At 60.1% G+C, this 26,679-nt stretch carries 27 protein-coding genes; 25 read left to right on the top strand and 2 right to left on the bottom strand.

The genetic code is table 11. The features are described from left to right. Window positions 1-119 precede the first annotated feature (119 nt). A complete protein-coding gene (rne, locus tag GKKCFE_RS17680) occupies window positions 120-3,314 on the bottom strand; it encodes a ribonuclease E (protein WP_445576907.1) in 3,195 nt (1,064 codons plus the stop codon). 699 nt (window positions 3,315-4,013) lie between these two features. Here rne and rluC point away from each other — a divergent pair. The 3 genes from rluC to GKKCFE_RS17665 are packed head-to-tail and all read left to right on the top strand — an operon-like array spanning window position 4,014 to window position 6,633. Then, window positions 4,014-4,970, top strand: coding sequence for a 23S rRNA pseudouridine(955/2504/2580) synthase RluC (gene rluC, locus GKKCFE_RS17675; protein ID WP_047228192.1), 957 nt, complete (start codon window positions 4,014-4,016; stop codon window positions 4,968-4,970). Continuing rightward, window positions 4,960-5,622 carry an HAD-IA family hydrolase gene (locus GKKCFE_RS17670; RefSeq protein ID WP_281459946.1) on the top strand — a complete coding sequence of 221 codons (663 nt, stop codon included), beginning with the start codon at window positions 4,960-4,962 and terminating at the stop codon, window positions 5,620-5,622. The genes rluC and GKKCFE_RS17670 overlap by 11 nt, the downstream gene beginning before the upstream one ends. Before the next feature lie 21 nt (window positions 5,623-5,643). Further along, window positions 5,644-6,633 (top strand): S49 family peptidase, encoded by a 990-nt coding sequence (locus GKKCFE_RS17665; RefSeq protein WP_047228194.1) that lies wholly within the window; start codon window positions 5,644-5,646, stop codon window positions 6,631-6,633. A gap of 134 nt (window positions 6,634-6,767) precedes the next feature. Here the strand turns inward: GKKCFE_RS17665 and GKKCFE_RS17660 are convergent, their stop codons facing one another. Then, entirely contained in the window at window positions 6,768-7,346 is a 579-nt protein-coding gene (locus GKKCFE_RS17660) for a Maf family protein (RefSeq protein WP_188252044.1), read from the bottom strand. A gap of 105 nt (window positions 7,347-7,451) precedes the next feature. Between GKKCFE_RS17660 and GKKCFE_RS17655 the strand changes: the two genes are divergently transcribed. The 22 genes from GKKCFE_RS17655 (at window position 7,452) to araG (ending at window position 26,671) form a co-directional block, all read left to right on the top strand. Then, window positions 7,452-7,979 carry a YceD family protein gene (locus GKKCFE_RS17655; protein WP_003204262.1) on the top strand — a complete coding sequence of 176 codons (528 nt, stop codon included), beginning with the start codon at window positions 7,452-7,454 and terminating at the stop codon, window positions 7,977-7,979. Between the two features lie 13 nt (window positions 7,980-7,992). Next, window positions 7,993-8,175, top strand: a complete 183-nt coding sequence (rpmF, locus tag GKKCFE_RS17650) for a 50S ribosomal protein L32 (RefSeq protein WP_003179396.1) — start codon at window positions 7,993-7,995, stop codon at window positions 8,173-8,175. Between the two features lie 3 nt (window positions 8,176-8,178). Further along, entirely contained in the window at window positions 8,179-9,189 is a 1,011-nt protein-coding gene (gene plsX, locus GKKCFE_RS17645; RefSeq protein ID WP_445576906.1) for a phosphate acyltransferase PlsX, read from the top strand. Between the two features lie 123 nt (window positions 9,190-9,312). Next, window positions 9,313-10,251 (top strand): ACP S-malonyltransferase, encoded by a 939-nt coding sequence (gene fabD, locus GKKCFE_RS17640; RefSeq protein ID WP_107322018.1) that lies wholly within the window; start codon window positions 9,313-9,315, stop codon window positions 10,249-10,251. A 15-nt stretch (window positions 10,252-10,266) separates the two neighbouring features. Then, window positions 10,267-11,010: a 3-oxoacyl-ACP reductase FabG gene (fabG, locus tag GKKCFE_RS17635; protein WP_047228198.1), complete on the top strand. Its 744-nt coding sequence runs from the start codon at window positions 10,267-10,269 to the stop codon at window positions 11,008-11,010. A gap of 191 nt (window positions 11,011-11,201) precedes the next feature. Continuing rightward, window positions 11,202-11,438 (top strand): acyl carrier protein, encoded by a 237-nt coding sequence (gene acpP / locus GKKCFE_RS17630; RefSeq protein WP_047228199.1) that lies wholly within the window; start codon window positions 11,202-11,204, stop codon window positions 11,436-11,438. Window positions 11,439-11,547: 109 nt separating this feature from the next. After that, complete coding sequence (gene fabF / locus GKKCFE_RS17625; RefSeq protein WP_047228200.1) at window positions 11,548-12,792, top strand: beta-ketoacyl-ACP synthase II; 1,245 nt, start codon at window positions 11,548-11,550, stop codon at window positions 12,790-12,792. Then, window positions 12,792-13,607 carry an aminodeoxychorismate lyase gene (gene pabC, locus GKKCFE_RS17620; RefSeq protein ID WP_047228201.1) on the top strand — a complete coding sequence of 272 codons (816 nt, stop codon included), beginning with the start codon at window positions 12,792-12,794 and terminating at the stop codon, window positions 13,605-13,607. Before fabF ends, pabC begins: the two co-directional genes overlap by 1 nt. Window positions 13,608-13,610: 3 nt before the next feature. Continuing rightward, entirely contained in the window at window positions 13,611-14,705 is a 1,095-nt protein-coding gene (mltG, locus tag GKKCFE_RS17615; RefSeq protein ID WP_445576905.1) for an endolytic transglycosylase MltG, read from the top strand. A 19-nt stretch (window positions 14,706-14,724) separates the two neighbouring features. After that, window positions 14,725-15,357, top strand: coding sequence for a dTMP kinase (gene tmk / locus GKKCFE_RS17610; RefSeq protein ID WP_047228202.1), 633 nt, complete (start codon window positions 14,725-14,727; stop codon window positions 15,355-15,357). After that, on the top strand, window positions 15,350-16,336 hold the full coding sequence (locus GKKCFE_RS17605) for a DNA polymerase III subunit delta' (RefSeq protein ID WP_445576904.1): 987 nt from the start codon (window positions 15,350-15,352) through the stop codon (window positions 16,334-16,336). Before tmk ends, GKKCFE_RS17605 begins: the two co-directional genes overlap by 8 nt. Before the next feature lie 42 nt (window positions 16,337-16,378). Further along, a complete protein-coding gene (locus GKKCFE_RS17600) occupies window positions 16,379-16,735 on the top strand; it encodes a PilZ domain-containing protein (RefSeq protein WP_047228204.1) in 357 nt (118 codons plus the stop codon). 11 nt (window positions 16,736-16,746) lie between these two features. Continuing rightward, on the top strand, window positions 16,747-17,541 hold the full coding sequence (locus GKKCFE_RS17595; protein WP_445576903.1) for a TatD family hydrolase: 795 nt from the start codon (window positions 16,747-16,749) through the stop codon (window positions 17,539-17,541). 384 nt (window positions 17,542-17,925) lie between these two features. Continuing rightward, complete coding sequence (locus GKKCFE_RS17590) at window positions 17,926-18,564, top strand: TetR/AcrR family transcriptional regulator (protein ID WP_003204240.1); 639 nt, start codon at window positions 17,926-17,928, stop codon at window positions 18,562-18,564. A gap of 138 nt (window positions 18,565-18,702) precedes the next feature. Then, window positions 18,703-19,671, top strand: coding sequence for a GTP 3',8-cyclase MoaA (locus tag GKKCFE_RS17585; RefSeq protein WP_107322022.1), 969 nt, complete (start codon window positions 18,703-18,705; stop codon window positions 19,669-19,671). 185 nt (window positions 19,672-19,856) lie between these two features. Then, entirely contained in the window at window positions 19,857-20,462 is a 606-nt protein-coding gene (locus GKKCFE_RS17580) for a DUF4823 domain-containing protein (RefSeq protein ID WP_047228207.1), read from the top strand. Window positions 20,463-20,478: 16 nt separating this feature from the next. Beyond that, entirely contained in the window at window positions 20,479-21,039 is a 561-nt protein-coding gene (locus GKKCFE_RS17575) for a DUF1285 domain-containing protein (protein ID WP_047228208.1), read from the top strand. A gap of 168 nt (window positions 21,040-21,207) precedes the next feature. Further along, the gene (locus tag GKKCFE_RS17570) at window positions 21,208-21,954 is read left to right on the top strand and encodes a FadR/GntR family transcriptional regulator (protein WP_047228209.1); all 747 of its coding nucleotides are present in this window, start codon (window positions 21,208-21,210) and stop codon (window positions 21,952-21,954) included. Then, on the top strand, window positions 21,951-22,826 hold the full coding sequence (locus GKKCFE_RS17565) for an SMP-30/gluconolactonase/LRE family protein (protein WP_445576902.1): 876 nt from the start codon (window positions 21,951-21,953) through the stop codon (window positions 22,824-22,826). The genes GKKCFE_RS17570 and GKKCFE_RS17565 overlap by 4 nt, the downstream gene beginning before the upstream one ends. Before the next feature lie 226 nt (window positions 22,827-23,052). Beyond that, window positions 23,053-23,871: an SDR family oxidoreductase gene (locus tag GKKCFE_RS17560; protein ID WP_445576901.1), complete on the top strand. Its 819-nt coding sequence runs from the start codon at window positions 23,053-23,055 to the stop codon at window positions 23,869-23,871. A 175-nt stretch (window positions 23,872-24,046) separates the two neighbouring features. Continuing rightward, window positions 24,047-25,051, top strand: coding sequence for a substrate-binding domain-containing protein (locus tag GKKCFE_RS17555; RefSeq protein ID WP_047228212.1), 1,005 nt, complete (start codon window positions 24,047-24,049; stop codon window positions 25,049-25,051). A gap of 75 nt (window positions 25,052-25,126) precedes the next feature. Continuing rightward, the gene (gene araG, locus GKKCFE_RS17550; protein ID WP_047228213.1) at window positions 25,127-26,671 is read left to right on the top strand and encodes an L-arabinose ABC transporter ATP-binding protein AraG; all 1,545 of its coding nucleotides are present in this window, start codon (window positions 25,127-25,129) and stop codon (window positions 26,669-26,671) included. Window positions 26,672-26,679 lie beyond the last annotated feature (8 nt).

Raw genomic sequence — 26,679 nt, 5'->3', positions numbered from 1 at the left:
GTTCGCCAGCAAGCCCGCTCCACACCATCCAGCTTCCAACACTCATGTAACTAAGTCTGAAGACATAAAAAAGCCCCGCCTGGCGTCAACCAGGCGGGGCTTTTTACTGGGCGGTGGAATCAGGCGTGAGGTTTAGGCTCGTGCTCTTTTTCCAGGGCTTCAGTGTGGCGAGGTGCGACTTCTTCAGCGGAGTGCTGAGGTTCGTCGATCACTGGCGCCGATTCAGCGGGAGCGGTTTCGCTGGTGGTTTCAGCGACCGGGGCAGGGGCTGCCTCGATTGCTTGCTCCACGGGTGCTGGCTCAGCGGCAGGCGCTTGAGCAGCGGCAGCGGCAGCTTGTTCGGCTTCCTTCTGCAGACGCTCGGCTTCACGCTTGCGACGACGCACTTCACGCGGATCGTTCGGAGCACGACCGTTGGGGGTCAGGGCGCTGGCAGGGGCAGGCGCCTCCACCTCTACCGGGGCTGGAGCTTCGGCAACCACAGGCGCTTGAACCGCTGGAGCTGGCTCGACCACGACCGGCTCGGCTGCTTTCACGGCTTCTGCTGCCGGCTCGGCTTCGACGACGGCTGGCTCGGCGTGCCAGTTGAACGCGGTCTGTTCTTCGCGAACCGGCTCCGGCGCTTTTTCCTCGATCACAGCTTCGATCACAGGTTCAGCGGCAACCACAGGTTGCTCGATGACAGGTGCAGGCTCGGAAACTGCTTCTGCCTGAGGCTCGGCTTCACGAACCGGGGCGAGTTCCACTTCTGGCGAAGCGGTGGTTTCTACCGGGGTAGTGGCTTCGACCACAGGCGCTTCAACCGATGCGTTTTCCACCACGGCGGTAGCGCGCTCGGCCTGTTCGTGAGCCTCGGCTTCAGCGGGGGCGCTGATCGAGCTGCTGGCAACCGCGGCGGTGACGGCCAGGCCGGCGGCCAGGTCGGCAGCGCTTGGCGCTTCGGCGTTCTCGGCGGATTCGGAGGCTTCCGAACCTTCGATCACATTGCCGTTGGCGTCGCGTTGACGCTCACGACGGTTGCTGCGGCGACGCTGCCCACGGGAGCGGCGGCGTGGACGATCGCCTTCGGCGTTGTCCTGACCGTCTTCCTGCAGTTGCTCTTCGCTGTTCAGTACTTCCTCTTCGGTGGCAGCGGCAGCCTGCTCGGCGCGTGGTTGACGCTCTTCACGTGGCGGACGCGGTGCGCGCTCTTCGCGAGGCTGACGGGCCGGACGCTCTTCAGCGGTGGCGGCAGCAGCGGCGGGAGCGGCATCCAGCGGTTCGCGCAGCTCGCGAACACGTTCTTCACGCTCGCCACGTGGCTTGCGATCTTCACGAGGCGCGCGGGGTTGGCGCTCTTCACGCGGCGGACGCGGCGCGCGTTCTTCGCGGGCTACGGCTGGCACTTCCTCACGGGCTTCGCGAGGCTGGCGTTCTTCACGTGGCTCACGTGGTGCGCGCTCTTCACGCGGTGCACGCTCTTCACGGGGTTTGCGCTCCTCGTCACGACGACCGTTGCGGTTGCGGGTCTGCTGACGACCATTGCGACGTTCTTCGTTGCGGGCTGGACGCTCGGTAGCCGCTGGCTTGGCGACAACGGTCGGCGCAGCCGGCTCTTCCTTGGTGGCGAACAGGCTGACCAGGGATTTCACAAGGCCTTTGAACAGGCTTGGTTCAGGTGCAGCGGCAGGTGCCGGTGCCGGCGCGGCTGCTTCGGTCGGAACCGGTGCATTGGCGCGGGCTGGAGCCGTCTTGACCGCAGCTTCCTGGCGAACCAGGGTGCGAGTGGCAGCAGCCGGCTGCACTTCTTCCACTTCGGCAGCGGCAGCAGCGATTTCGTAGCTGGACTGATTGGTGTGGGCTTCCGGGCTGTCATCACGCAGGCGCTGCACTTCGAAGTGCGGCGTCTCGAGGTGATCGTTCGGCAGGATGACGATACGGGCGCGGGTGCGCAGTTCGATCTTGGTGATCGAGTTGCGTTTTTCGTTGAGCAGGAACGCAGCCACCGGGATCGGCACCTGGGCGCGAACTTCGGCGGTGCGGTCTTTCAGGGCTTCTTCTTCGATCAGGCGCAGGATCGCCAGGGACAGCGACTCGACGTCACGGATGATGCCGGTGCCGTTGCAACGCGGGCAGACGATGCCGCTGCTCTCGCCCAAAGAAGGACGCAGGCGCTGACGGGACATTTCCAGCAGGCCGAAGCGCGAGATGCGACCGACCTGTACGCGGGCGCGGTCGGCTTCCAGGCACTCACGAACCTTCTCTTCCACGGCGCGCTGGTTCTTGGCCGGGGTCATGTCGATGAAGTCGATGACGATCAGGCCGCCGATGTCGCGCAGGCGCAACTGACGGGCGATTTCTTCGGCGGCTTCAAGGTTGGTCTGCAGGGCGGTTTCTTCGATGTCGCTGCCTTTGGTGGCGCGCGCCGAGTTGATGTCGATGGACACCAGGGCTTCGGTCGGATCGATGACGATGGAGCCGCCGGACGGCAGTTCGACGACGCGCTGGAACGCGGTCTCGATCTGGCTTTCGATCTGGAAACGGTTGAACAGCGGAACGCTGTCTTCGTAGAGTTTGATCTTGCTGGCGTACTGCGGCATGACCTGGCGGATGAAGGTCAGGGCTTCGTCCTGGGCTTCAACGCTGTCGATCAACACTTCGCCGATGTCCTGGCGCAGGTAATCGCGGATCGCGCGGATGATGACATTGCTTTCCTGGTAGATCAGGAACGGCGCGGAGCGATCCAGCGAGGCTTCCTTGATGGCGGTCCACAGTTGCAGCAGGTAGTCGAGGTCCCACTGCATTTCTTCGCTGCTGCGGCCAAGGCCGGCGGTGCGAACGATCAGGCCCATGTCGGCTGGGGCAACCAGGCCGTTGAGGGCTTCGCGCAGTTCATTGCGCTCTTCGCCTTCGATGCGGCGGGAGATACCACCGGCGCGAGGGTTGTTCGGCATCAGGACCAGGTAACGGCCCGCCAGGCTGATGAAGGTGGTCAGGGCTGCGCCCTTGTTGCCACGCTCTTCTTTTTCGACCTGGACGATGACTTCCTGGCCTTCGCTCAGGACGTCCTTGATGTTGACGCGGCCTTCAGGGGCCTTCTTGAAGTATTCGCGGGAGATTTCTTTGAGGGGCAGGAAGCCGTGGCGCTCGGAGCCGAAATCGACAAAGGCAGCCTCAAGGCTTGGTTCGATGCGAGTAATCCGGCCTTTATAGATGTTGGCCTTCTTCTGCTCGCGTGCACCGGATTCGATATCCAGGTCGTAGAGGCGCTGGCCGTCTACCAGTGCAACACGCAACTCTTCGGGTTGAGTTGCGTTAATCAGCATTCTTTTCATGTAGTACCGTCGGTTTCCGGGCTGCCGGAAACGGCGTTCGGCACACACGACTTCTCACGGTCGGTGTCAGGTGCGTCATGGAAGTGGCCGGGCCATTCCAGTGTCCAGCGAGTTCGACCCAATGATGGCGAAGTCGCGACGGACGCGTCCTGCTTGCTGGCTGTTCAAGCACTCAGTCAGGAGGAGGAATCAACCGGCGCCTGTGGACGAGATGAAGCGTCTAAATATAAGCCTAGTGCTACACAGTCCGACGGTTGTACATCTCCACCCTACACGTATCCCTGATAATCGGGTGCTGCCGCGCGCAGAATCCGCAGCGGGTTGGCATTTACCGTGAGCTCCGAAAGGGGAGGTCACGCATCATGGCTAATTTAGGCGTTGTTTCCGAAGCTCTCGCTCGGGGTCGTCTACCGGTGACTGCACTTTGTGAACTGGCCGTGAATGTGGCGCGCAAGGCGAGTCAAAACTCTGCTTTGCCGCGTATTTCAGGCCTCATGTCACCTGCGCTCGTTACACCTGCAAACTCTGCCGTTATCTAGCAAAAGCCCCGTAGGACGGCCTCTCGTCCTCGTGAATTGCGTTGGTCAGGGCCGGTTTTTGACCGTTAGTCCGCTGTCCGGCCGCTTTTGGCGGCGTTCGCGACTATAGCAGCAATGATTAAGTGCTTCAATTCCATAAAAAATTGTTATCATCGCCGCCATGACGACTACTGCCCCTTCGACCCCTGGCGTTCAACTGCTCGAGGTCTCGCCGGAATATGCCGGCCAACGAATCGATAACTTCCTTCTAGCCCGACTCAAAGGCGTGCCCAAGACCTTGATCTATCGCATTTTGCGCAAGGGTGAAGTGCGGGTGAACAAAGGACGGATCAAGCCCGAATACAAGCTTCAGGCGGGCGATATCGTGCGCGTGCCGCCGGTTCGCGTGCCCGAGCGCGATGAGCCCGTGCCCCTGGCCCAAGGCCTGTTGCAGCGCCTGGAAGCCTCGATCGTCTTCGAAGACAAGGCGCTGATCGTGCTCAACAAGCCTGCGGGCATTGCGGTTCACGGCGGCAGCGGCCTGAATTTCGGCGTGATCGAGGCCTTTCGTCAGTTGCGTCCCGACGCCAAGGAGCTGGAGTTGGTCCATCGCCTGGATCGCGACACCTCCGGCCTGCTGATGATCGCCAAGAAACGCAGCATGTTGCGGCATTTGCATGAGCAATTGCGCGGCGATGGCGTCGACAAGCGCTACATGGCGCTGGTGCGGGGACGTTGGGATACCTCCATCAAGCAAGTTCGGGCGCCGTTGCTCAAGAGCAACCTGCGTTCCGGCGAGCGCATGGTGGAAGTCAACGAAGAAGGCAAGGAGGCCCTGACAGTGTTCAAGGTCCTGCGCCGCTTCGGTGATTTCGCCACCATGGTCGAGGCCAAGCCGGTGACTGGCCGCACCCACCAGATTCGCGTCCATACGCTACATGCCGGGCATTGCATCGCTGGGGACAGCAAGTACGGCGATGACGACTTCACCCGGGAAATCCGTGATCTGGGTGGCAAGCGCCTGTTTCTCCATGCCTACATGTTGACCGTGCCGTTGCCCGATGGTGGTGAGCTGAAATTGCAGGCTCCCGTGGATGAAATGTGGGCCAAGACCGTGGAGCGGTTGAGTGCATCCTGAATACAAGCTGCTGATCTTCGATTGGGATGGCACTCTGGCGAACTCCATCGGTCGGATCGTGGAGGCAATGCATGCCGCCTCTGATCGTGCAGGTTTTGCCAGGTGTGATGATTTTGCCGTGAAGGGCATCATCGGCCTCGGCTTGCCGGAAGCGATCCGCAGTCTGTACCCGGAGATCAGTGACCCTGAGCTGCTGGTTTTTCGCCAGTATTACGCTGATCACTACATTGCGCTGGAGGCTGAGCCTTCGCCGTTGTTTGACGGTGTGGTAGACACTCTTGAAACCTTGAGGGGCGAGGGGTATCGCTTGGCTGTCGCCACCGGCAAGGCGCGTCGCGGGCTGGATCGAGTGCTGAAGTCCCATGGCTGGGACGATTATTTCGATATCACCCGGGCTGCGGACGAAACGGCGAGTAAGCCGCATCCGCTGATGCTCGAGCAAATCCTGGCTCACTGCGGCATGCAGCCGGAACAGGCGTTGATGGTGGGGGATTCCTCGTTCGACCTGCAGATGGCGCGCAACGCCGGTATGGGGTCGGTTGCGGTGAGCTACGGCGCGCAGACGATCGCGGCGCTGCAAGCCTTCGAGCCACGGCTGGCGATCGACCATTTTCCTGAATTGCACGCCTGGCTGAGCCGGCGGGCCAATTAAGTTTTTGCTGGGGATACTTGCATGACCGACGAATGGAAGGCACCGGCCAAGGCGAGCGCCGAGAACGGTGACGACAAAAGCTGGAAGCTGTTGGAGAAGACCTTGCTGGCCGGTGTGCAGGAGCAGCGTCGTTCCCGCCGCTGGGGCATTTTCTTCAAGCTGCTGACGTTCGTTTATCTCTTTGTCGCGCTATTGCTGTTCACGCCCCTGTTCGACATGGAAAAAAGCGCCGTGCGGGGTTCTGCGTACACCGCATTGATCGACATCGAAGGCATGATTGCCCATAAGGAGCCTGCCAGCGCGGACAATATCGTCGGTAGCCTGCGGGCTGCTTTCGAAGATCCCAAGGTCAAGGGTGTGATATTGCGCATCAACAGTCCGGGTGGCAGCCCGGTGCAGTCGGGTTATGTCTATGACGAGATCGTCCGGTTGCGCGCGTTGCACCCGAACACCAAAGTCTACGCGGTCATTTCCGATCTGGGGGCTTCCGGTGCGTACTATATTGCCAGCGCGGCCGATCAGATCTACGCCGACAAAGCGAGCCTGGTGGGCTCCATTGGCGTGACGGCGGCCGGCTACGGTTTTGTCGGGACGATGGAGAAACTGGGCGTGGAGCGTCGGGTGTACACCTCCGGCGAGCATAAGTCGTTCCTTGATCCGTTCCAGCCGCAAAAACCTGAAGAAACCGCGTTTTGGCAGGGTGTGCTCGACACGACCCACAAGCAATTCATTGCCAGCGTCAAAAAAGGCCGGGGTGAGCGCCTCAAAGACAAGGAGCATCCCGAGCTGTTCTCTGGGCTGGTCTGGTCTGGGGAGCAGGCCTTGCCGCTGGGCTTGATCGATGGCTTGGGCAGCGCCAGCTCGGTGGCGCGGGACGTGATTGGCGAAAAAGAGCTGGTGGATTTCACCATCGAAGAGTCGCCGTTTGATCGCTTCTCGAAGAAGCTGGGGGCGAGCATTGCCGAGCATCTGGCGATGTGGATGGGGTTCCAAGGGCCGTCATTGCGCTAGTTCGTTGGTTTGCGCGATCCCCTGTGGCTTGTCTGTGGGGGCAAAGCTTGCTCGCGATGAGCGATAACCAGGCTGGTCTGCATCATCGCGGCGCCTGCATCGCCGCGGGCAAGCCTTGCTCCCACAAATTTGGCTTAGGGAACCTGCACGCCCTCGACCAGCAACATATCCACAAGGCGAATCAGTGGCAGGCCAACCAGGCTGGTGGCGTCTGGCCCTTCCGTGCTCTGGAACAGGCTCACGCCAAGTCCTTCGGCCTTGAAGCTGCCCGCGCAGTCATAAGGTTGCTCGGCCAGCAGGTAGCGTTCGATGCGTGCAGGGTCCAGCGTGCGCATGTGGACGGTAAACGGAACGCAATCGACCTGGCAGGCGCCGGTCTGGCTGTTAAGTACCGCCAGGCCGGTCAGAAAGCTGATCCGGGCGCCGCTGGCGGCCAGCAGTTGTTCGCGGGCGTTCTCGAATGTATGGGGCTTGCCCAGGATGCGCTCGCCGAGCACGGCCACCTGGTCCGAACCGATGATCAAATGTGCCGGATGGCTGCTCGCCAGGGCCTGGGCTTTTTCCCGGGCCAGGCGTTTTACCAGGTCGAGTGCCGCCTCGTCAGGCCGGCGGCTTTCGTCGATGTCCGGTGAACTGCAGACGAACGGTAGCCCCAGACGGGCAAGCAATTGCCGGCGATACACTGAGCTTGAGGCGAGTAATAAAGGCAGCATGGGCATCTCCAAAAGGCAGGGGCGAATTCTAGCGAGGCGCGCAAGTGACGGACAGGGCTGAATTTCCTTTGACATGGCCGGGGGCATCCCTATAATGCTGCGCCTATGTTGAATGACCCGATTCCACCTCACGTTGACCCGCGCAAATTGGCTGACCGTGGCACCACCCTTCAAGGTGAACTGCTGCTGGCCGATTTGAAGAGACTCTGCGACCCGCTTTCCGACGATGTCGGTACGGTCCAGGCCAAATTCGTTTTTGAACGAGATGAACGTAAATCTGTGGTAATCCACAGCTTTATCGACACTGAAGTCAAAATGGTTTGCCAGCGTTGTCTTGAGCTGGTCACCCTGCCGATCCACAGCGAATGCAGTTATGCCGTGGTGAAGGAGGGTGCGAATACCCAGTCGTTACCGAAAGGTTATGACGTGCTGGAACTGGGCGAAGATCCATTGGATCTGCAGTCACTGATCGAGGAGGAGCTTCTGCTCGCCTTGCCCATTGTGCCTGCTCATCATCCGGAAGAATGCCAGCAGCCGGCGGGAGCAGATGAGCCCGAACCGAGCGAGGACGAGGTAACGCGGTCCAACCCGTTCAGTGTATTGGCGCAGTTAAAGCGTGACCCAAACGTTTAGGAGTTAATCAATTATGGCTGTTCAGCAGAACAAAAAATCCCGCTCTGCCCGTGACATGCGCCGTTCGCACGACGCTCTCGAGGCTAGCACCCTGTCTGTAGAAAAAACCACCGGTGAAGTTCACCTGCGTCACCACGTATCGCCAGAAGGCGTATACCGTGGTCGTAAAGTGATCGACAAGGGCGCTGACGAGTAATCCTTGTCCGCTCAAGTCATCGCGATTGACGCAATGGGCGGGGACTTCGGTCCCCGCAGCATTGTTCAGGCCAGCCTTGCTTGTCTGAATGCTACACCCTCGTTGCACCTGACCCTCGTCGGTCAACCCTCCCTTCTAGAAGAAATGCTCAACGGCCAATCGGCTGTGAATCGTTCGCGCCTGGCGATCGCACCTGCGTCCGAAGTCATCACCATGGACGAAAAACCTGCCCAGGTCCTGCGTGGCAAGCCTGACGCCTCGATGCGTGTAGCCCTTGAGCTGCTGCGCGATGGCAAGGTCCAGGCGTGTGTCAGTGCAGGCAATACCGGTGCACTGATGGCGCTGTCGCGTTACGTGCTCAAGACCTTGCCGGGCATTGACCGGCCGGCGATGGTCGCGGCCATCCCCACCCAGCGTGGTTTTTGCCAGCTCCTTGATCTGGGCGCCAACGTCGATTGCAGTGCCGAGCATCTACTGCAATTTGCAGTGATGGGCTCGGTAGCGGCTGAAACCCTGGGTATCGTGCGCCCTCGTGTAGCGCTGCTGAACATCGGTACCGAAGACATCAAGGGTAACCAGCAAGTCAAGCTGGCAGCCACGTTGTTGCAGGCTGCGCGGGGTATCAATTACATCGGCTTCGTTGAGGGCGATGGGTTGTACCGGGGTGAGGCGGACGTGGTGGTGTGTGACGGTTTTGTCGGCAATATTTTGCTCAAGTCCAGCGAAGGCCTGGCGACCATGATCGGCGCGCGTATCGAGAAGCTGTTCAGGCAGAACCTGGCCTCGCGGATGGTCGGCGCCCTGGCGTTGCCGTTGATGCGTCGGTTGCAGGCGGACCTGGCGCCGGCGCGGCATAACGGTGCAAGTTTTCTCGGGCTGCAGGGCATTGTGATCAAGAGTCATGGTTCGGCGGGCGTGCAGGGGTTTCAAAGTGCGATCAATCGCGCCCTGATCGAAATCCAGGAAAACCTGCCGGAGCGTCTTCATGGGCGCCTCGAAGATTTGTTAACTTAGGCGTTTTCGTCTGACAATGCTTAAATGTGACCGGTCGGTTCAAGCCGCCATCCAACTGTCAGTTTCCTAGCGCCCCCTGGGGCGTCAATTTTTGACGACAAGATCATTAGGGGCTTTGTTTTCATGTCTGCTTCTCTCGCATTCGTCTTTCCTGGGCAGGGTTCGCAGTCCCTCGGCATGCTTTCCGAGCTGGGCGCGCAATACCCGTTGATCCTCGAAACATTCAAAGAAGCTTCCGATGCTCTGGGCTATGACCTGTGGGCACTGACCCAGCAAGGGCCGGAAGAGCAACTCAATCAAACCGACAAAACCCAACCGGCCATCCTGACCGCCTCGATCGCACTCTGGCGCCTCTGGCTGGCCGAGGGCGGTGCGCGTCCGGCGTTCGTTGCCGGACACAGCCTGGGCGAATACAGCGCTCTGGTGGCTGCTGGCAGTCTGAGCCTGGGTGACGCGGTGAAGCTCGTGGAGCGTCGTGGCCAGTTGATGCAGGAGGCCGTTCCGGCCGGGCAGGGCGGCATGGCCGCGATTCTCGGCCTGGAAGATGCCGATGTGCTGGCCGCCTGCGCCGAAGCCGCGCAAGGCGAAGTGGTCAGCGCTGTGAACTTCAACTCACCGGGCCAGGTGGTGATTGCCGGTGCCAAGGCTGCTGTGGAGCGCGCCATTGAAGGGTGCAAGAGCCGTGGTGCCAAGCGTGCCATGCCGTTGCCCGTCAGCGTGCCGTCGCACTGCGAACTGATGCGTCCGGCCGCTGAGCGTTTTGCCGAATCTATTGCTGCCATTGACTGGCAGGCGCCACAGATTCCAGTGGTACAGAACGTCAGCGCCGATGTGGCTGCGGATCTTGAGACCCTCAAGCGCGATCTGCTGGAGCAACTCTACAAACCGGTTCGCTGGGTCGAATCGGTGCAGACCCTGGCGGCCAAGGGCGCGACCGAACTGGTCGAGTGCGGTCCTGGTAAAGTGCTGGCCGGTCTGAACAAACGCTGCGCCGAAGGCGTATCGACTTCCAATCTCAATACCCCAGATGCTTTCGCTGCCGCCCGTGCAGCGCAGGCCTGAACAGGAGAAGCTTGCATGAGTCTGCAAGGTAAAGTTGCACTGGTGACCGGTGCAAGCCGTGGCATCGGCCAGGCCATTGCCCTGGAACTGGGTCGTCAAGGCGCCATCGTTGTTGGTACCGCGACTTCCGCTTCGGGCGCCGAGCGCATCGCCGCTACCCTGAAGGAAAACGACATCCAAGGCACCGGTCTTGAACTGAACGTCACCAGCGATGAATCCGTTGCGGCGGTGCTGGCAAGCATTCAGGAACAGTTCGGTGCGCCGGCAATCCTGGTCAATAATGCCGGCATCACCCGCGATAACCTGATGATGCGCATGAAAGATGACGAATGGTTCGATGTGATCGATACCAACCTGAACAGCCTGTACCGGCTGTCCAAGGGCGTTCTGCGTGGCATGACCAAGGCCCGTTGGGGTCGAATTATCAGTATCGGTTCGGTTGTGGGTGCCATGGGCAACGCAGGCCAAGTAAACTATGCTGCGGCCAAAGCCGGTCTGGAAGGTTTCAGTCGTGCGCTGGCGCGTGAAGTGGGTTCGCGTTCGATTACGGTAAACTCGGTAGCCCCGGGTTTCATCGATACCGACATGACCCGTGAACTGCCGCAAGCGCAACGTGAAGCCTTGTTGACACAAATTCCGCTGGGTCGTCTGGGGCAAGCTCAAGAAATCGCGTCCGTGGTCGCTTTTCTTGCGTCGGATGGTGCGGCATACGTGACTGGGGCTACAATCCCGGTAAACGGCGGGATGTACATGAGTTAAATGTGACGGATTGCTTCAAAAAAATGTCATACGAGCTGTCTAAAATCCGTTATAAAGCTGCAATCTATTTATAGGCGGCGGGCTGCTGGGTTTGAGGAGTGAAGCTTTCGGTTGAAAAACCGAAAAGTCTTTCTATACACTTACCCACCGGCCAGCTGCCTGAATTTGTCCATTAGGAGTGAAAACAAGGTATGAGCACCATCGAAGAGCGCGTCAAGAAAATCGTTGCCGAGCAACTGGGCGTCAAAGAAGAAGAAGTGAAGAACGAAGCTGCCTTCGTTGAAGACCTGGGTGCCGACTCCCTTGACACCGTTGAGCTGGTGATGGCTCTGGAAGAGGAATTCGAGACCGAAATCCCTGACGAAGAAGCTGAAAAAATCACTACTGTTCAGCTGGCTATCGACTACATCAATAAGCATCAGGCTTAATTATTTTTAGTCGTCGCTAGCTGTCATGGAAAAACCGCACTGCCATCATGGCGTGCGGTTTTTTCTTTAGGCCTGATGCAAAGTCGTCATTAGAATAAAGGAGAGTGCTGTGTCGCGTAGACGCGTCGTAGTCACCGGTATGGGTATGTTGTCGCCACTGGGCACGGATGTGCCGAGCAGTTGGCAGGGCATTCTGGCTGGCCGTAGTGGCATTGGTCTGATCGAACACACCGACCTTTCTGCCTATTCCACCCGTTTTGGCGGCTCGGTAAAGGGTTTCAATGTCGAGGAGTACCTGTCGGTCAAAGAGGCCCGCAAGCTCGACCTGTTCATTCAATACGGCCTGGCAGCCGGATTCCAGGCCGTACGTAATGCCGGTCTTGAAGTCACCGATGCCAACCGTGAACGTATCGGCGTGGCCATGGGGTCGGGTATTGGCGGCTTGACCAATATCGAAGAAACCAGCCGTACGCTGCACGAGTCGGGGCCGCGACGGATTTCTCCGTTCTTTGTGCCGGGCTCGATCATCAATATGATTTCCGGTTTCCTGTCCATCCACCTGGGTGTGCAGGGGCCTAACTACGCTATTGCTACGGCGTGTACCACGGGCACCCACTGCATTGGCATGGCCGCGCGCAACATCATGTACGACGAGGCTGACGTGATGATTGCCGGCGGCGCCGAGATGGCGGCCTGCGGGCTGGGCATGGGTGGCTTCGGCGCATCCCGTGCGCTGTCGACCCGCAACGACGAACCGAGCCGCGCCAGCCGGCCGTGGGACAAGGGCCGAGACGGCTTCGTATTGTCCGACGGTTCCGGTGCGCTGGTACTCGAAGAGCTGGAGCATGCCAAGGCGCGCGGCGCGACCATTTATGCCGAGCTGATTGGCTTTGGCACCAGTGGCGATGCCTACCACATGACCTCGCCACCCGCCGACGGTGCCGGTGCTGCCCGCTGCATCACCAACGCACTGCGTGACGCGAAGGTCAACGCCGAGCAGGTGCAGTACATCAATGCCCATGGCACTTCGACCCCGGCGGGCGATCTTGCCGAGGCCCAGGCCATCAAGACCGTGTTCGGTGAGCACGCCTACAAACTGGCGGTCAGCTCGACCAAGTCCATGACCGGCCACCTGCTGGGTGCCGCGGGCGCGGTGGAAGCGATCTTCAGCGTACTGGCGATCAACAGCCAGGTCGCGCCACCGACCATCAACCTTGACGAGCCGGACGAAGGCTGCGATCTGGACTTCGTGCCACACACGGCGCGTGGCATGGACATCGATGTGGTGCTGTCCAACTCCTTCGGCTTTGGCGGTACCAACGGCTCGCTGGTGTTCCGCCGGTTCGCTGGTTGATGGAAAGCTGGGTCGACGGTCAGCCTGCCGACGTTCTGTCGCTCAAGGACCGCGGCCTGGCTTACGGCGATGGGTTGTTTGAAACCATCGCTGTGCGCAATGGCAAACCGGTGTTGCCTGAGCGTCACCTGCAGCGTCTGGCGCTAGGTTGTCAGCGGTTGACGCTCCAGGTTGACATGGGGGCGTTGGAGGCTGAGTTGCGCGCCTACGCGCAATGCCTGGGTGACGGCGTACTTAAGTTGATCGTGACCCGCGGTGATGGTCTTCGCGGTTATGGCGCTGATCCCTCGGCGCCGTCCCGGCGCATCCTGCAGGGCAGTCCGCCGGCCGCCTATCCTCCAGTGCATGCCGAGCAGGGCGTTCGCCTGTTTCCCTGTGCCACCCGCCTGTCCGAGCAACCCTTGCTGGCCGGTCTCAAGCACCTCAATCGTCTTGAGCAAGTGATGGCCCGCGCCGAATGGCGCGATGCCGAGCACGCCGAAGGCTTGATGCTGGACACGTCCGGGCGAGTGATCGAAGGCGTCTTCAGTAACCTCTTTCTGGTGCGCGATGGTGAATTGGTCACGGCGGACCTGAGCCGTTGTGGCGTGGCTGGCGTGATGCGGGCCGAATTATTGTATCAAGCCGAGTCTCAAGGCATCGCCACACACATCACCGACATCCGCCTCGAACAGCTGCACCAGGCCGACGAAGTCTTCGTCTGCAATAGCGTTTATGGCGTATGGCCGGTACGTGCATGCGGTTCGGCGCGCTGGTCGACCGGGCCGCTCACCCGTAAACTGCAGACCCTTGCCCGCACGCTATTGGATGTTTGATTCGTGAGACGTAAATTCTTGCTTCTGCTGGAAACCGGACTGGTTCTGGCGGTGCTGCTGTTGGGCACTTGCGCCTGGAAAATTCATTCGGCGTTGCAACAACCGCTGAACATCACCCAGGAAGAACTGCTGGACGTCCCCAACGGGACCACCCCCACCGGAACCCTCAAGCGCCTCGAAGCGGACGGCCTGATCAAGGACGCTTTCTGGTTGCGCGTCTATTGGCGCTTCAATCTGGCCGGCCAACCGTTGCATTCCGGTGAGTACCGGATGGTGCCGGGCATGACGATGGAAAGCCTGATCGAGGTCTGGAAGCGCGGGGACGTGGTGCAGTACAGCGTCACCCTGGTGGAGGGGTGGAATTTTCGCCAGGTTCGCGCGGCACTGGCCAAGGATGAAAAACTCCAGCAGACCCTCGCCGGTCTGAGTGACAGCGAAGTGATGGACCGCCTGGGTCATTCCGGGATATTCCCCGAGGGACGGTTCTTCCCGGACACCTATCGTTTCGTGCGTGGCACATCGGACGCTGACCTGCTGAAAATTGCCTACGACCGGCTCGAAGACGTGCTCGCCAAAGAGTGGGCGCAACGCGCCGCCGATTTACCTTACTCCCAGCCCTATCAGGCGCTGATCATGGCATCCCTGGTGGAAAAGGAAACCGGCGTGCCTGAGGAGCGTGGGCAGATCGCCGGTGTGTTCGTGCGCCGTATGCGCCTGGGCATGCTGTTGCAAACCGACCCTACCGTGATCTACGGGCTGGGCGAGCGCTACAACGGCAAACTCACCCGTGCTCACTTGCGGGAAGAAAACCCCTACAACACCTATCTGATTCCTGGCCTGCCGCCGACACCGATTGCGATGGTGGGACGCGAGGCGATTCACGCCGCGTTGAACCCAGTTGCCGGCAACAGCCTTTACTTCGTCGCCCGTGGTGATGGTAGCCACGTGTTTTCCGATGACCTGGATGCGCACAATAACGCCGTGCGCGAATATCAGCTCAAGCGCCGAGCCGATTATCGCTCCAGTCCGGCCCCGACTGTGCCGGACGAGGAGGCTGTCGACGAACCGAATGCCAGCGAGCCGCCGCGCTCGCAATGACTTTGTTTAAGGATCGCCCGTGACTGGCTTGTTTATAACGCTGGAAGGCCCTGAAGGCGCCGGCAAGAGCACCAACCGCGAATACCTGGCCGAACGCCTGCGAGCCGCCGGCATCGAGGTGGTGTTGACCCGCGAGCCCGGAGGTACGCCGCTGGCCGAGCGGATTCGCGAGGTGCTGCTGGCGCCGATCGAAGAAGTCATGAACCCTGACACCGAGCTGTTGCTGGTGTTCGCCGCCCGGGCACAACACTTGGCCGAAGTGATTCGCCCGGCGCTGGCCCGTGGCGCGGTGGTGCTCTGCGATCGTTTTACCGATTCGACCTATGCCTATCAGGGCGGTGGAAGGGGCTTGTCCCTGGAGCGCATCGCCGCGCTGGAAACCTTCGTCCAGGGTGACCTGCGGCCGGACCTGACCCTGGTGTTCGATCTACCGGTGGAAATCGGCCTGGCCCGCGCCAGCGCCCGGGGCCGGCTGGATCGTTTCGAATTGGAAGGCCAGGCGTTCTTCAACGCGGTGCGCAATGCCTTTTTGAGTCGGGCCAAGGCCGATCCGGCGCGTTATCTGTTGATTGATGCCGCTCAGCCGTTGGCGCAAGTCCAGCAGGCGCTGGACGGTTTGTTGCCGCGTTTGTTGGAGCGTGCCCGTGGCTGAAGCCTATCCCTGGCAGGACGGACTCTGGCAGCAACTGGCCGGAAGGGCACAGCATGCCCATGCCTATCTGCTGCACGGCCCGGTCGGTATCGGTAAGCGGGCGTTGGCCGAGCGTCTGATGGCCAGCCTGCTTTGCCAGCGCCCGGGTGTCTCGAACGCGTGCGGTGAGTGCAAGTCCTGCCTGTTGCTCAAGGCCGGCAGTCATCCTGACAATTACGTGTTGGAACCGGAGGAGGCGGACAAGGCGATCAAGGTCGACCAGGTCCGGGATCTGGTCAGCTTCGTGGTCCAGACCTCGCAGATGGGCGGGCGCAAGGTGGTGCTGATCGAGCCGGTGGAATCGATGAACATCAATGCCGCCAACGCCTTGCTCAAGAGCCTTGAAGAGCCTTCCGGCGATACCGTGCTATTGCTGGTCAGTCACCAGCCGAGCCGCTTGCTGGCAACCATCAAAAGCCGTTGCGTACAACAGGCCTGTCCGTTGCCCAGTGAGGCGATGAGCTTGAAGTGGTTGGCCGAGGCCTTGCCTGACAGCAGCGACGAAGAACGCGTCGAGTTGCTGACCCTTGCCGCCGGCTCGCCGTTGGCGGCCGTCAGCCTTCAGGCCCAGGGTGTGCGTGAACAACGGGCGCTGGTGGTGGATGGGGTGAAGAAGCTGCTCAAGCAGCAACAGTCTCCCACGCAACTGGCAGAAGGCTGGAACGCCATCCCGCTGCTTCTGCTGTTCGACTGGTTCTGTGACTGGTCGAGCCTGATCCTGCGCTACCAGCTCACCGAAGACGAAACCGGCCTGGGACTGGCGGACATGCGCAAGGTGATTCAGTACCTGGCGCAAAAAAGCAGCCAGGATAAAATCTTGAACATTCAGGACTGGATTCTTGGCCAACGTCAGAAGGTGCTGAGCAAGGCGAACCTCAATCGGGTGCTGTTGCTCGAGGCGCTGTTGGTGCAATGGGCGAGTTTGCCTGGTCGAAACTGACAGACACTGCCTAAACTCAGCTCAATCGCAGCGGAGATCAGCATGAACGAACCTGTCAGTCCCGGGCCACGCAACGGCATACTGTCCCTGACCATCAAGGACAAGTCGGTGCTCTACGCCGCCTACATGCCCTTCATCAAGAACGGCGGCCTGTTCATCCCCACCAACAAGAATTATCGCTTGGGCGATGAGGTGTTCATGCTCTTGAGCTTGATGGACGAAGCGGAGAAGATCCCGGTCGCCGGCAAGGTGATCTGGATGACGCCCAAAGGCGCCCAGGGTAATCGTGCTGCCGGTGTTGGTGTGCAGTTCAACGACGGCGACCATTCAGCCCGTAATCAGATCGAAACCCACCTGGCCGGAACCCTGAAATCCGACCGTCCCACCCATACGATGTAGCCCGGCCCTATATGCTTGTAGATTCCCATTGTCACCTTGATCGTCTCGACCTCGCCGCCCACGACGGCTCCCTGGATGCTGCACTGGATGCCGCCCGCCAGCGTGGTGTGGGTCACTTCCTGTGCATCGGCGTCAGCGCCGACAATGCCGCCGACGTCAAAGCCCTGGCCGAACGCTATGCAGATGTCGATTGTTCAGTCGGCATCCATCCTCTGGACGTCCAGCCCGAGGCTACGCCTGCCCTGGATTGGCTGTTGCGCGAGCTCGACCATCCACGGGTGGTCGCCATTGGCGAAACCGGCCTGGACTATCACTACGAACCGCAAGCCGCCGAGGTTCAGCAGGCTTCGTTCCGGCTGCATCTGGAGGCTGCGCAACAGACTGGCAAACCGGTGATCATCCACACCCGCGGCGCCCGGGCCGATACCCTGGCCTTGTTGCGTGACGCCGCGTTGCCCCAGGCGGGTGTGCTGCATTGCTTCACCGAGGACTGGGACATGGCCAAGGCCGCGCTGGACATGGGCTATTACATTTCCTTGTCCGGCATTGTCACGTTTCGCAATGCCGATGCACTGCGGGATGTGGCCAGCAAAGTGCCGGCAGATCGCCTGTTGGTGGAAACCGATTCACCGTACCTTGCGCCGATTCCGTATCGTGGCAAGCCGAACCTTCCGCAATACGTGCGGGAAGTGGCGGAGTTCCTGGCGATGTTGCGGGGCGAGTCCTACGAGCGATTTGCCGAACAGACTACAGAGAACTTCAAGCGGCTGTTTCCGCTGGCCCATGTCCGCGCGGCGTCTGCCTGAGTTTCAGGCAAAAAAAACCCGGGTTCTGGGGGGTGAATCCGGGTTAAGACCATTAGGAGTAAAACAAAGGCACGCGGTCCGTTGGTACCTTTACCGGCGCGTCACTTGGGGGAGATGTCGCGCCGACAGTTCAAGTATTGATCAGTATGCTGACGCGTCCAGTTTAGCCGGGCTGGTTTTTAAACAAATTTGGAATACGCTCGCTTCGGATAAGTTCTCACTGCCGTCAAAGCCAGTCGTTACGGTGCGGCGAAGCGAATGACAGGAAGCAGGAGGTGCACGGTTTTGTGAAGAACTGTGGTTGGGAACGGATGATCCGTGCATTTTTGCGTAAGTTAGGCATAATACTCGGCTTCGAATTTTGACCCTTCAGACCTTTTTCCTATGCACAAAGAACCCCGTAAGGTCCGTGAGTTTCGTCGCCGCGAGCAGGAAATTCTCGACACCGCGCTCAAGTTGTTCCTCGACCAGGGTGAAGACAGCGTCACCGTCGAGATGATTGCGGATGCCGTGGGTATCGGCAAAGGCACGATTTATAAACATTTCAAATCCAAGGCGGAGATCTACCTGCGCCTGATGCTTGATTACGAGCGCGATTTGAATGAGCTGCTGCATTCGGCCGATGTGGACAAGGACAAGGAGGCCCTGTCCCGGGCCTACTTCGAATTCCGCATGCGCGATCCGCAGCGTTATCGCTTGTTCGACCGCCTGGAAGAGAAGGTGGTCAAGGGCAACCAAGTGCCGGAGATGGTCGAGGAACTGCACAAGATCCGCGCCTCGAACTTCGAGCGCCTGACCCTGCTGATCAAAGGCCGTATCAGTGAAGGTAAGCTCGAAGACGTGCCGCCCTATTTCCACTACTGCGCCGCCTGGGCGTTGGTGCACGGTGCGGTGGCGCTGTATCACTCGCCGTTCTGGAGCAACGTGCTGGAAGACCAGGAAGGCTTCTTCCAGTTCCTGATGGACATAGGCGTTCGCATGGGCAACAAGCGCAAGCGTGACACCGACGTTCCGAGCAGCTAAGTCATTCAGCTGCCTGATTGCGCCATGTCCGCTTACATGGCGCAGTGTCCCAGGAATATACTCAGGCTTGGGCCTTGCGAAAACTTGAGTTCTGGGTCAAGTTTCGTAAGTCCGATTCTTCTTTCGCCGGAGTGATCCATGATCGTTGACCGTCAAGGCAGGCGTTTCCGCAATTTGCGAATCAGCCTGACTTCAGCCTGCAATTACGCCTGTACCTACTGCGTGCCCAACGGCAAGCGGCTGGTGGCTGCGCAGGATGAACTGTCGGCCGAGGCCATGGCGCGCGGTGTGGCCTACCTGATCGAAGCTGCCGGTATCGAGCGGCTGCGCATCACCGGCGGCGAGCCGCTGGTCAGCCCCAAGCTTGAAAGCTTCATGATGGCGGTGGGGCAGATGGGCCTGGAGGACATCAGCCTGACCACCAATGGTCAGTTACTGGCCAAAAAGCTGCCTTTGCTGGTAGATGCCGGCATCCGCCGCATCAACGTTTCCCTCGATACCCTGGACCCAGGGGCGTTTCGCAGTATCGCCCGCGGTGGCGATCTGGCAACCGTGCTCGACGGGATGGATCAGGCCCGTGCTGCGGGAATGAAGATCAAGGTCAACATGGTGCCGTTGCGCGGGCAGAACCTGGATCAGGTGATGCCACTGCTCGAGTACTGCCTGGAGCGCGGCTATGAGCTGCGCTTCATCGAGCTGATGCGCATGGGGCACCTGGCCAGCGACTCCAACGCGTTCCTGCAGCAATTCGTCAGCCTTCAGCAGTTGCTGAGCCTGATCGGCGACCAGTACGAGTACCTGCAAGCCGACGCTCCAGTGGATGCCACCGCAGTGCGCTATGAAATTCCGGGGCTAGGGCATTTTGGCGTGATCGCTAACGAAAGCGTGCCGTTCTGCCGTACCTGCTCACGGTTGCGGCTGTCCTCCACGGGTTGGCTGCATGGCTGCCTGTCGTCGAGCAACCGGCACTTTGTCGGCGATCTTCTGGACAAACCCCGGCATCAGGCCTTGCCGGCTCTGCAGCGCTTGCTGGTCAAGGCGTTGGGGGATAAGCAGGAAGTGGCGTTCTCTGGCGGCGCAACCATCATGAAAATCATCGGCGGTTGACGAATGCTATCGCGGGCAAGCTTTGCTCCCAGGTGAACACCGTACCTGTGGGAGCAAGGCTTGCCCGCGATAGCAATTTCCCCTTCACTTGGATGTGTCTGACACCCCCATTTCGATGAGCTGGCGCAAAAGCTGCATCCAATGGCCATTCGCCGGTTTTCCGTCACCGGTTTTTGGAGGGTAGGATGCGTAGCCTGGTTTTGCTGCTGGCCGTTTTGGCGCTCGGTGGCTGCATGAATGTCAGCGACATGGGGGAGGGCGTTCGCTATCACATGAGCGACGCCGGTTTGCTGGACCACAGCGACAGCCGGCGTGTGAATAACCTGCGCATCCAGCCGGATTCGTTCATCTACATTGCCCAGGGTGCCTTCGCGCCTCCCGGCAGTGCCTACCCACGGCCCAATGTCGTCGCTGAAGAGGCCTTCAACGGTTTCATCGAGTATTTCCCCATGGTGCGTCGTGCCCGGGTTCCCGAGGGTCTGGACCAGGCCATGGGCGAAGCCCGAGCCGCCGGTGCTCACTACTTGCTGTATACGCGGTTCGCCAAGGCAGACAACCGTATCGGCAACACCGACGAATGGCTGGATGAAGAGGCCGTGGACCGTTTGGGTGTCGACACCAGCGTCATTCAAATCATGTTGATCGAGACCAGCACCCAGTATTTGATTGATACTGCACGCATCAAGAGTCGTGGCGGTTTACTGACGTTGCACGACAAACAGCCAGAAGACCTGATCGCTCCCCCTTTGCGCGAGTATGCCCGCAGCCTGTTGGGAGTGAGCGACCAGTAACATTCAAGGAGTCACCATGAGCGGACCGCAAAAAGCCAATGACCTGCTGGGGCAGATCCCCAAGACCAAAGGTTTGCCGCCAGTCCACTTGTGGAATCCTGACTTCTGCGGCGATATCGACATGCGCATCGCCCGTGATGGCACCTGGTATTACCTGGGTACGCCAATCGGGCGCAAGCCGATGGTCAAGCTGTTCTCCACTATCATCCGCCGCGACGGCGATGATTACTTCCTGATCACTCCTGTGGAAAAAGTCGGCATCAAGGTCGACGATGCACCGTTTGTGGCGGTGACCCTGGAGGTTGAAGGGCAGGGTGAGCAGCAGCGACTGCGCTTCACCACCAACGTCGAGGAAACCACTGAGGCCGGCGGTGAACATCCGATGCGGGTGGTGATCGATCCGCAAACCCAGGAACCCGCGCCCTACGTGCACGTACGCAGCAACCTCGAAGCGCTGATCCATCGCAATGTGTTCTACCAGTTGGTGGAGCTGGCGGTCAGTCGCGAGATCGACGGGCAGAGGTGGTTGGGGGTATGGAGTGGTGGGGTATTTTTCCCGATAGGCCTGGAACCCTGAACCCTGTGGGGGCGAGCCTGCTCGCAGCATGGCCAACCTTGTCTTAACTGATCCACCGCTATCGCGAGCAGGCTCGCTCCCACCCGGGTGAAGCCGTAAAATTCAAATTGACACCCAATCATATGATGATTAGTTTGGGCCTCTATAGAAAGTGGCCCCGGGGTGTTCATGTCCAGCAGTTTTCACGCATCGACCGTCGATTGGCTGGGGGGCTGGATAGCCGCCGGTCAGGTCAAGCCTGGGCAGACCATCAAGGTTGAGGCCGACCTCGGCCAGCAATTGGGCGTCAGCCGCACGGTGATCCGCGAAGCGATCAAGACCCTGGTGGCCAAAGGCATGCTGGAAGTCGGCCCGAAAGTCGGGACACGGGTGCTGCCGGTGCGTCGCTGGAATCTGTTTGACCCGCAGGTGGTCGGTTGGCTGTCGCGCAGTGGGCTGCCGGAAAATTTCGTCGATGACCTGCTGGACCTGCGGCGTACCATCGAACCGATGGCGGTGCGCTGGGCGTGTGAGCGAGCGACGGCTGATCAGGTGCAGGCGATCCGCCTGGCCTACCATGCCCTGGAGCGGGCGGTGGACAGCGGGGCCGATTACAACCGTGCCGACCAGTTCTTCCATGAGTGCATCCTCGCTGCCAGCCATAATCAATTTATTGAGCAAATGGTCCCGGCCCTGGGCGCGCTGCTGGCGGTGTCGTTCGAGGTGTCCGCCGCCGACCCGGATGAGCTGCGCCGCACGTTGCCGATCCACAAGGATATCGCCGAAGCCATCGCTGCCCGTGACGCGGCGCGGGGCGTCTGGGCCTGCATGACCTTGATCGATAACGCTGACCTGGCGATCAAGCGTTTTTACCCTAACGTCATGGCCGGGCGGACAGAGATTGCCGGGCAAGCAGGAAACAGGAGTGTTCAATGATGTGGACGGCTGTGACGGAACACCGGGCGATATTGGGGGAGGGCCCCTTCTGGGACGAGCCGACCCAAGCACTGTATTGGGTCGACATTGCCGGTAAACAGGCGCTGCGGCTGATCGGCGCGAATGTGCAAATCTGGCAGATGCCCGAGCATGTGTCCGCTTTCATTCCGACACAAAGCGGCGACGCCTTGGTGACCCTGAGCAGCGGTGTCTATCGACTCGATCTGGATTCGCCGGGACTGGAACCGAGCCTGAAATTGCTGTGCATGGCCGATCCCCGGCCAGGGAATCGCGCCAACGAGGCCCGTTGCGATGCCCTGGGCCAGCTCTGGCTCGGCACCATGCAGAACAACATCGGCGAAAACGCAGAAGACCTGCCCATTGAAGGACGATTCGGGGGCCTGTTTCGCATTGGCGCCGATGGCCGGGTCATGCCGCTGCTGCGCGATCGGGGCATTCCCAACACGCTGTTATGGAGTCCTGACGGCACTACGGTGTATTTCGGCGAAAGTCTCGACGGCACGCTTTACCGACATTTCATTTATCCCGACGGCAGCCTGGCCCCCGCCGAGGTCTGGTTTGGCCCTCACCCGCGTGGCGGCCCCGACGGCTCGGCAATGGATGCCAGGGGCTATGTCTGGAATGCTCGCTGGGACGGTAGCTGCCTGCTGCGACTGGACCCGCAAGGTCAGGTTGATCGGGTGATCGAGCTGCCCGTCAGTCGTCCCACCAGCTGTGTGTTTGGTGGTGAGGACCTCAAGACACTGTACATCACCAGTGCGGCGAGCCCACTTAACCATCCACTCGACGGCGCGGTGTTGTCGATGCGAGTCGATATACCCGGTGTGGCTTGTACGCGGTTTGCGGGTTAGATCCCAAAATATGGGATGTAAATATATATATTGAGATTATTTGGCGAGCGGGTTTATAGTCGGTCCCATCAGCGACACGCACTCACACTAAAAAAACAAGACAGGTGAAGTGATGCAACGATCTTCCTCCGTACCGCCCGACGGCGTACGCGATTCCAAAAGCCTTTCGACCGGTCATCTCTGGATGTCCGGTTTTTGTCGTGCTTGCGGACAGGAGTCTTGAGTCATGGCCCACACCCTGTCCTTGTTACCGATGCCCGAACCCCCGAAAGGCGAACGCCTGAAAAACAAAGTTGTGCTGCTGACCGGGGCTGCCCAAGGCATTGGCGAGGCGATCGTCGCCGCGTTCGCCTCGCAGCAGGCACGCTTGGTCATCAGTGATATCCAGGCCGAGAAGGTTGAGACAGTCGCAGCCCTCTGGCGTGAACGCGGGGCGGATGTGCAGGCACTCAAAGCCGATATATCCAACCAGCAGGACCTGCATGCCATGGCCCGTCGTGCCGTCGAACTGCACGGTCGCATCGACGTTCTGGTGAACTGCGCGGGCGTGAACGTATTTCGTGACCCGCTGGAAATGACCGAGCAAGATTGGCGGCGTTGTTTCGCCATCGACCTGGATGGTGCCTGGTACGGCTGCAAGGCTGTGTTGCCGCAGATGCTTGAGCAGGGCGGGGGCAGCATCATCAATATCGCCTCGACTCATTCATCCCACATCATTCCCGGCTGTTTCCCTTACCCGGTGGCCAAGCACGGACTGCTCGGCCTGACCCGCGCATTGGGTATCGAATACGCGCCCAAAGGTGTGCGGGTGAATGCCATTGCGCCGGGTTACATCGAAACCCAATTGAATATCGACTACTGGAACGGCTTCGCCGATCCACATGCCGAACGCCAGCATGCGCTGGATCTGCACCCGCCACGCCGAATCGGCCAGCCGATCGAAGTGGCAATGACGGCGGTGTTCCTGGCCAGCGATGAAGCACCTTTCATCAACGCCTCGTGCATCACCATCGATGGTGGACGTTCGGTCATGTACCACGACTGAATATTTCGGGATTTCAGTCGGAAACTTCGCCTGTAATCCAATCATCATACGATATGACTATTTGGACCTATGCTGTACAGCAACATGTTTGACCGCCCAGCCTGCGCATTTCCACTGATGTTGGAGCAGGGCCCTGGACGTTTTGGCTTTCAATAAAAAAAACAAGGAGACAGCTATGAATCATCGTCGTGGGATCCGTTCCCTGTGCCGTGCCGCCCTGGCGGTTACTGCCGTCAGCCTCAGCAGCACCTTGCTGGCGGCCGAAGAAGTGAAGATCGGTTTTCTGGTCAAGCAGGCCGAAGAACCCTGGTTCCAGACCGAATGGGCGTTCGCCGAAAAGGCTGGTAAGGACCGGGGCTTCACGGTGATCAAGATCGCCGTGCCCGACGGCGAGAAGACCCTCTCGGCCATCGACAGCCTCGCCGCTAATGGCGCCAAGGGCTTCGTGATCTGCCCACCGGACGTGGCTCTCGGCCCGGCCATCGTGGCCAAGGCCAAACTCAATGACATGAAAGTGATTGCTGTGGATGACCGTTTCGTCGGCTCCGATGGCAAGTTCATGGAAGACGTGCCGTACCTGGGCATGGCCGCGTTCGAAGTGGGCCAGAAGCAAGGCGACGCGATGGCCGCTGAGGCGAAAAAGCGCGGTTGGGACTGGAAAGACACCTATGCCGTGATCAACACCTACAACGAGCTGGATACGGGCAAGAAACGTACCGACGGTTCGGTCGACGCCCTGAAGAAGGCCGGCTTTCCAGACGATCACATCCTTTATACCGCGCTGAAAACCCTCGACGTGCCGGGCAGCATGGACGCCACCAACTCGGCCCTGGTGAAACTGCCCAGCGGGGCGAAAAACCTGATCATCGGCGGCATGAACGACAACACAGTGCTGGGCGGCGTGCGCGCCACCGAAAGCGCCGGGTTCAACGCGGCCAATGTGATCGGGATCGGCATCAACGGCACCGACGCCATCGGCGAACTGAAAAAACCCAACAGCGGTTTCTTCGGTTCGATGCTGCCAAGCCCGCACATCGAAGGCTACAAGACCGCCGAAATGATGTACGAGTGGATCACCACCGGCAAAGAGCCACCGAAGTACACCGCCATGGACGAGGTGACGCTGATCACTCGGGAGAACTTCAAGCAAGAACTGGAGAAGATCGGCCTGTGGAACTGATGGTCGGTTGATTCAAAAGCGGCCCTGGCCTGACGAGTGCCGGGGTCGCTTGATCTCTGTGAGTTCGAGGTGGTTATGCAAGCGCAAACAGCGACACAGCAACACAACATGGGCGGCAGCTTGCGGTTCAACGGGATTGGTAAATCCTTTCCCGGCGTGCAGGCGCTGGCCAATATCAGTTTCGTTGCTCATCCGGGACAGGTCCATGCTTTGATGGGCGAGAACGGCGCGGGCAAGTCCACGTTGCTGAAGATCCTCGGCGGTGCCTACATCCCCAGCAGCGGCGACCTGCAGATCGGCGAGCAGACGATGGCTTTCAAAGGTACCGCCGACAGCATTGCCAGCGGCGTGGCGGTGATCCACCAGGAGCTGCACCTGGTGCCGGAAATGACCGTTGCCGAAAATCTGTTCCTGGGGCATTTGCCGGCCCGTTTCGGCCTGGTCAATCGTGGGCAATTGCGCCAGCAGGCGTTGGCGTTGCTCAAAGGCCTGGCCGACGAAATCGACCCCCAGGAAAAAGTCGGTCGCCTGTCCCTCGGCCAGCGCCAACTGGTGGAAATCGCCAAGGCCTTGTCCCGTGGCGCCCATGTCATTGCCTTCGATGAACCCACCAGCAGCCTCTCGGCGCGGGAAATCGACCGCCTGATGGCGATCATCACCCGCCTGCGGGACGAGGGCAAAGTGGTGCTGTATGTCAGCCACCGCATGGAAGAGGTGTTCCGCATCTGTAACGCGGTCACGGTGTTCAAGGACGGCCGTTATGTGCATACCTTCGAGAACATGAGCGAGCTGACCCACGATCAGTTGGTCACCTGCATGGTCGGTCGCGACATCCAGGACATCTACGATTACCGTCCCCGCGAGCGCGGCGATGTGGCGTTGCAGGTCGAGGGGCTGCTCGGCCCGGGCCTGCGTGAGCCGGTGAGTTTCCAGGTGCATAAAGGTGAAATCCTCGGCTTGTTTGGGCTGGTGGGTGCCGGCCGTACCGAGTTGCTGCGGTTGCTCAGTGGGCTGGAACGCCAAACTGACGGGCGCCTGGTTCTGCATGACCAGCAGTTGAAACTGCGTTCACCCCGGGATGCCATTGCCGCGGGCGTGTTGCTCTGCCCGGAGGATCGCAAGAAGGAAGGCATCATCCCGTTGGGCAGCGTGGGCGAGAACATCAACATCAGCGCTCGCGGCGCCCATTCCACCCTGGGGTGTCTGTTGCGGGGCGACTGGGAACGGGGTAACGCCGACAAGCAGATCAAGGCGCTGAAAGTGAAGACGCCATCGGCGGGTCAGAAAATCATGTACCTGTCTGGCGGCAATCAGCAGAAAGCGATTCTTGGTCGCTGGCTGTCGATGCCGATGAAAGTCTTGTTGCTGGACGAGCCCACGCGCGGTATCGACATCGGCGCCAAGGCCGAGATTTATCAGATCATCCACAACCTGGCGGCCGATGGCATTGCGGTGATTGTGGTGTCCAGCGATCTGATGGAAGTGATGGGCATATCCGACCGAATCCTGGTGCTCTGCGAAGGGGTTATGCGCGGCGAGCTGCCGCGTGACCAGGCCAACGAATCCAACCTGCTGCAACTGGCGCTGCCACGCCAACGCGTTGCCGACGCGGCGAACTGAGAGGTAAA

This window comes from Pseudomonas sp. E141 (assembly GCF_052659885.1).
This window is presented reverse-complemented; position numbering and strand designations above follow the sequence as displayed.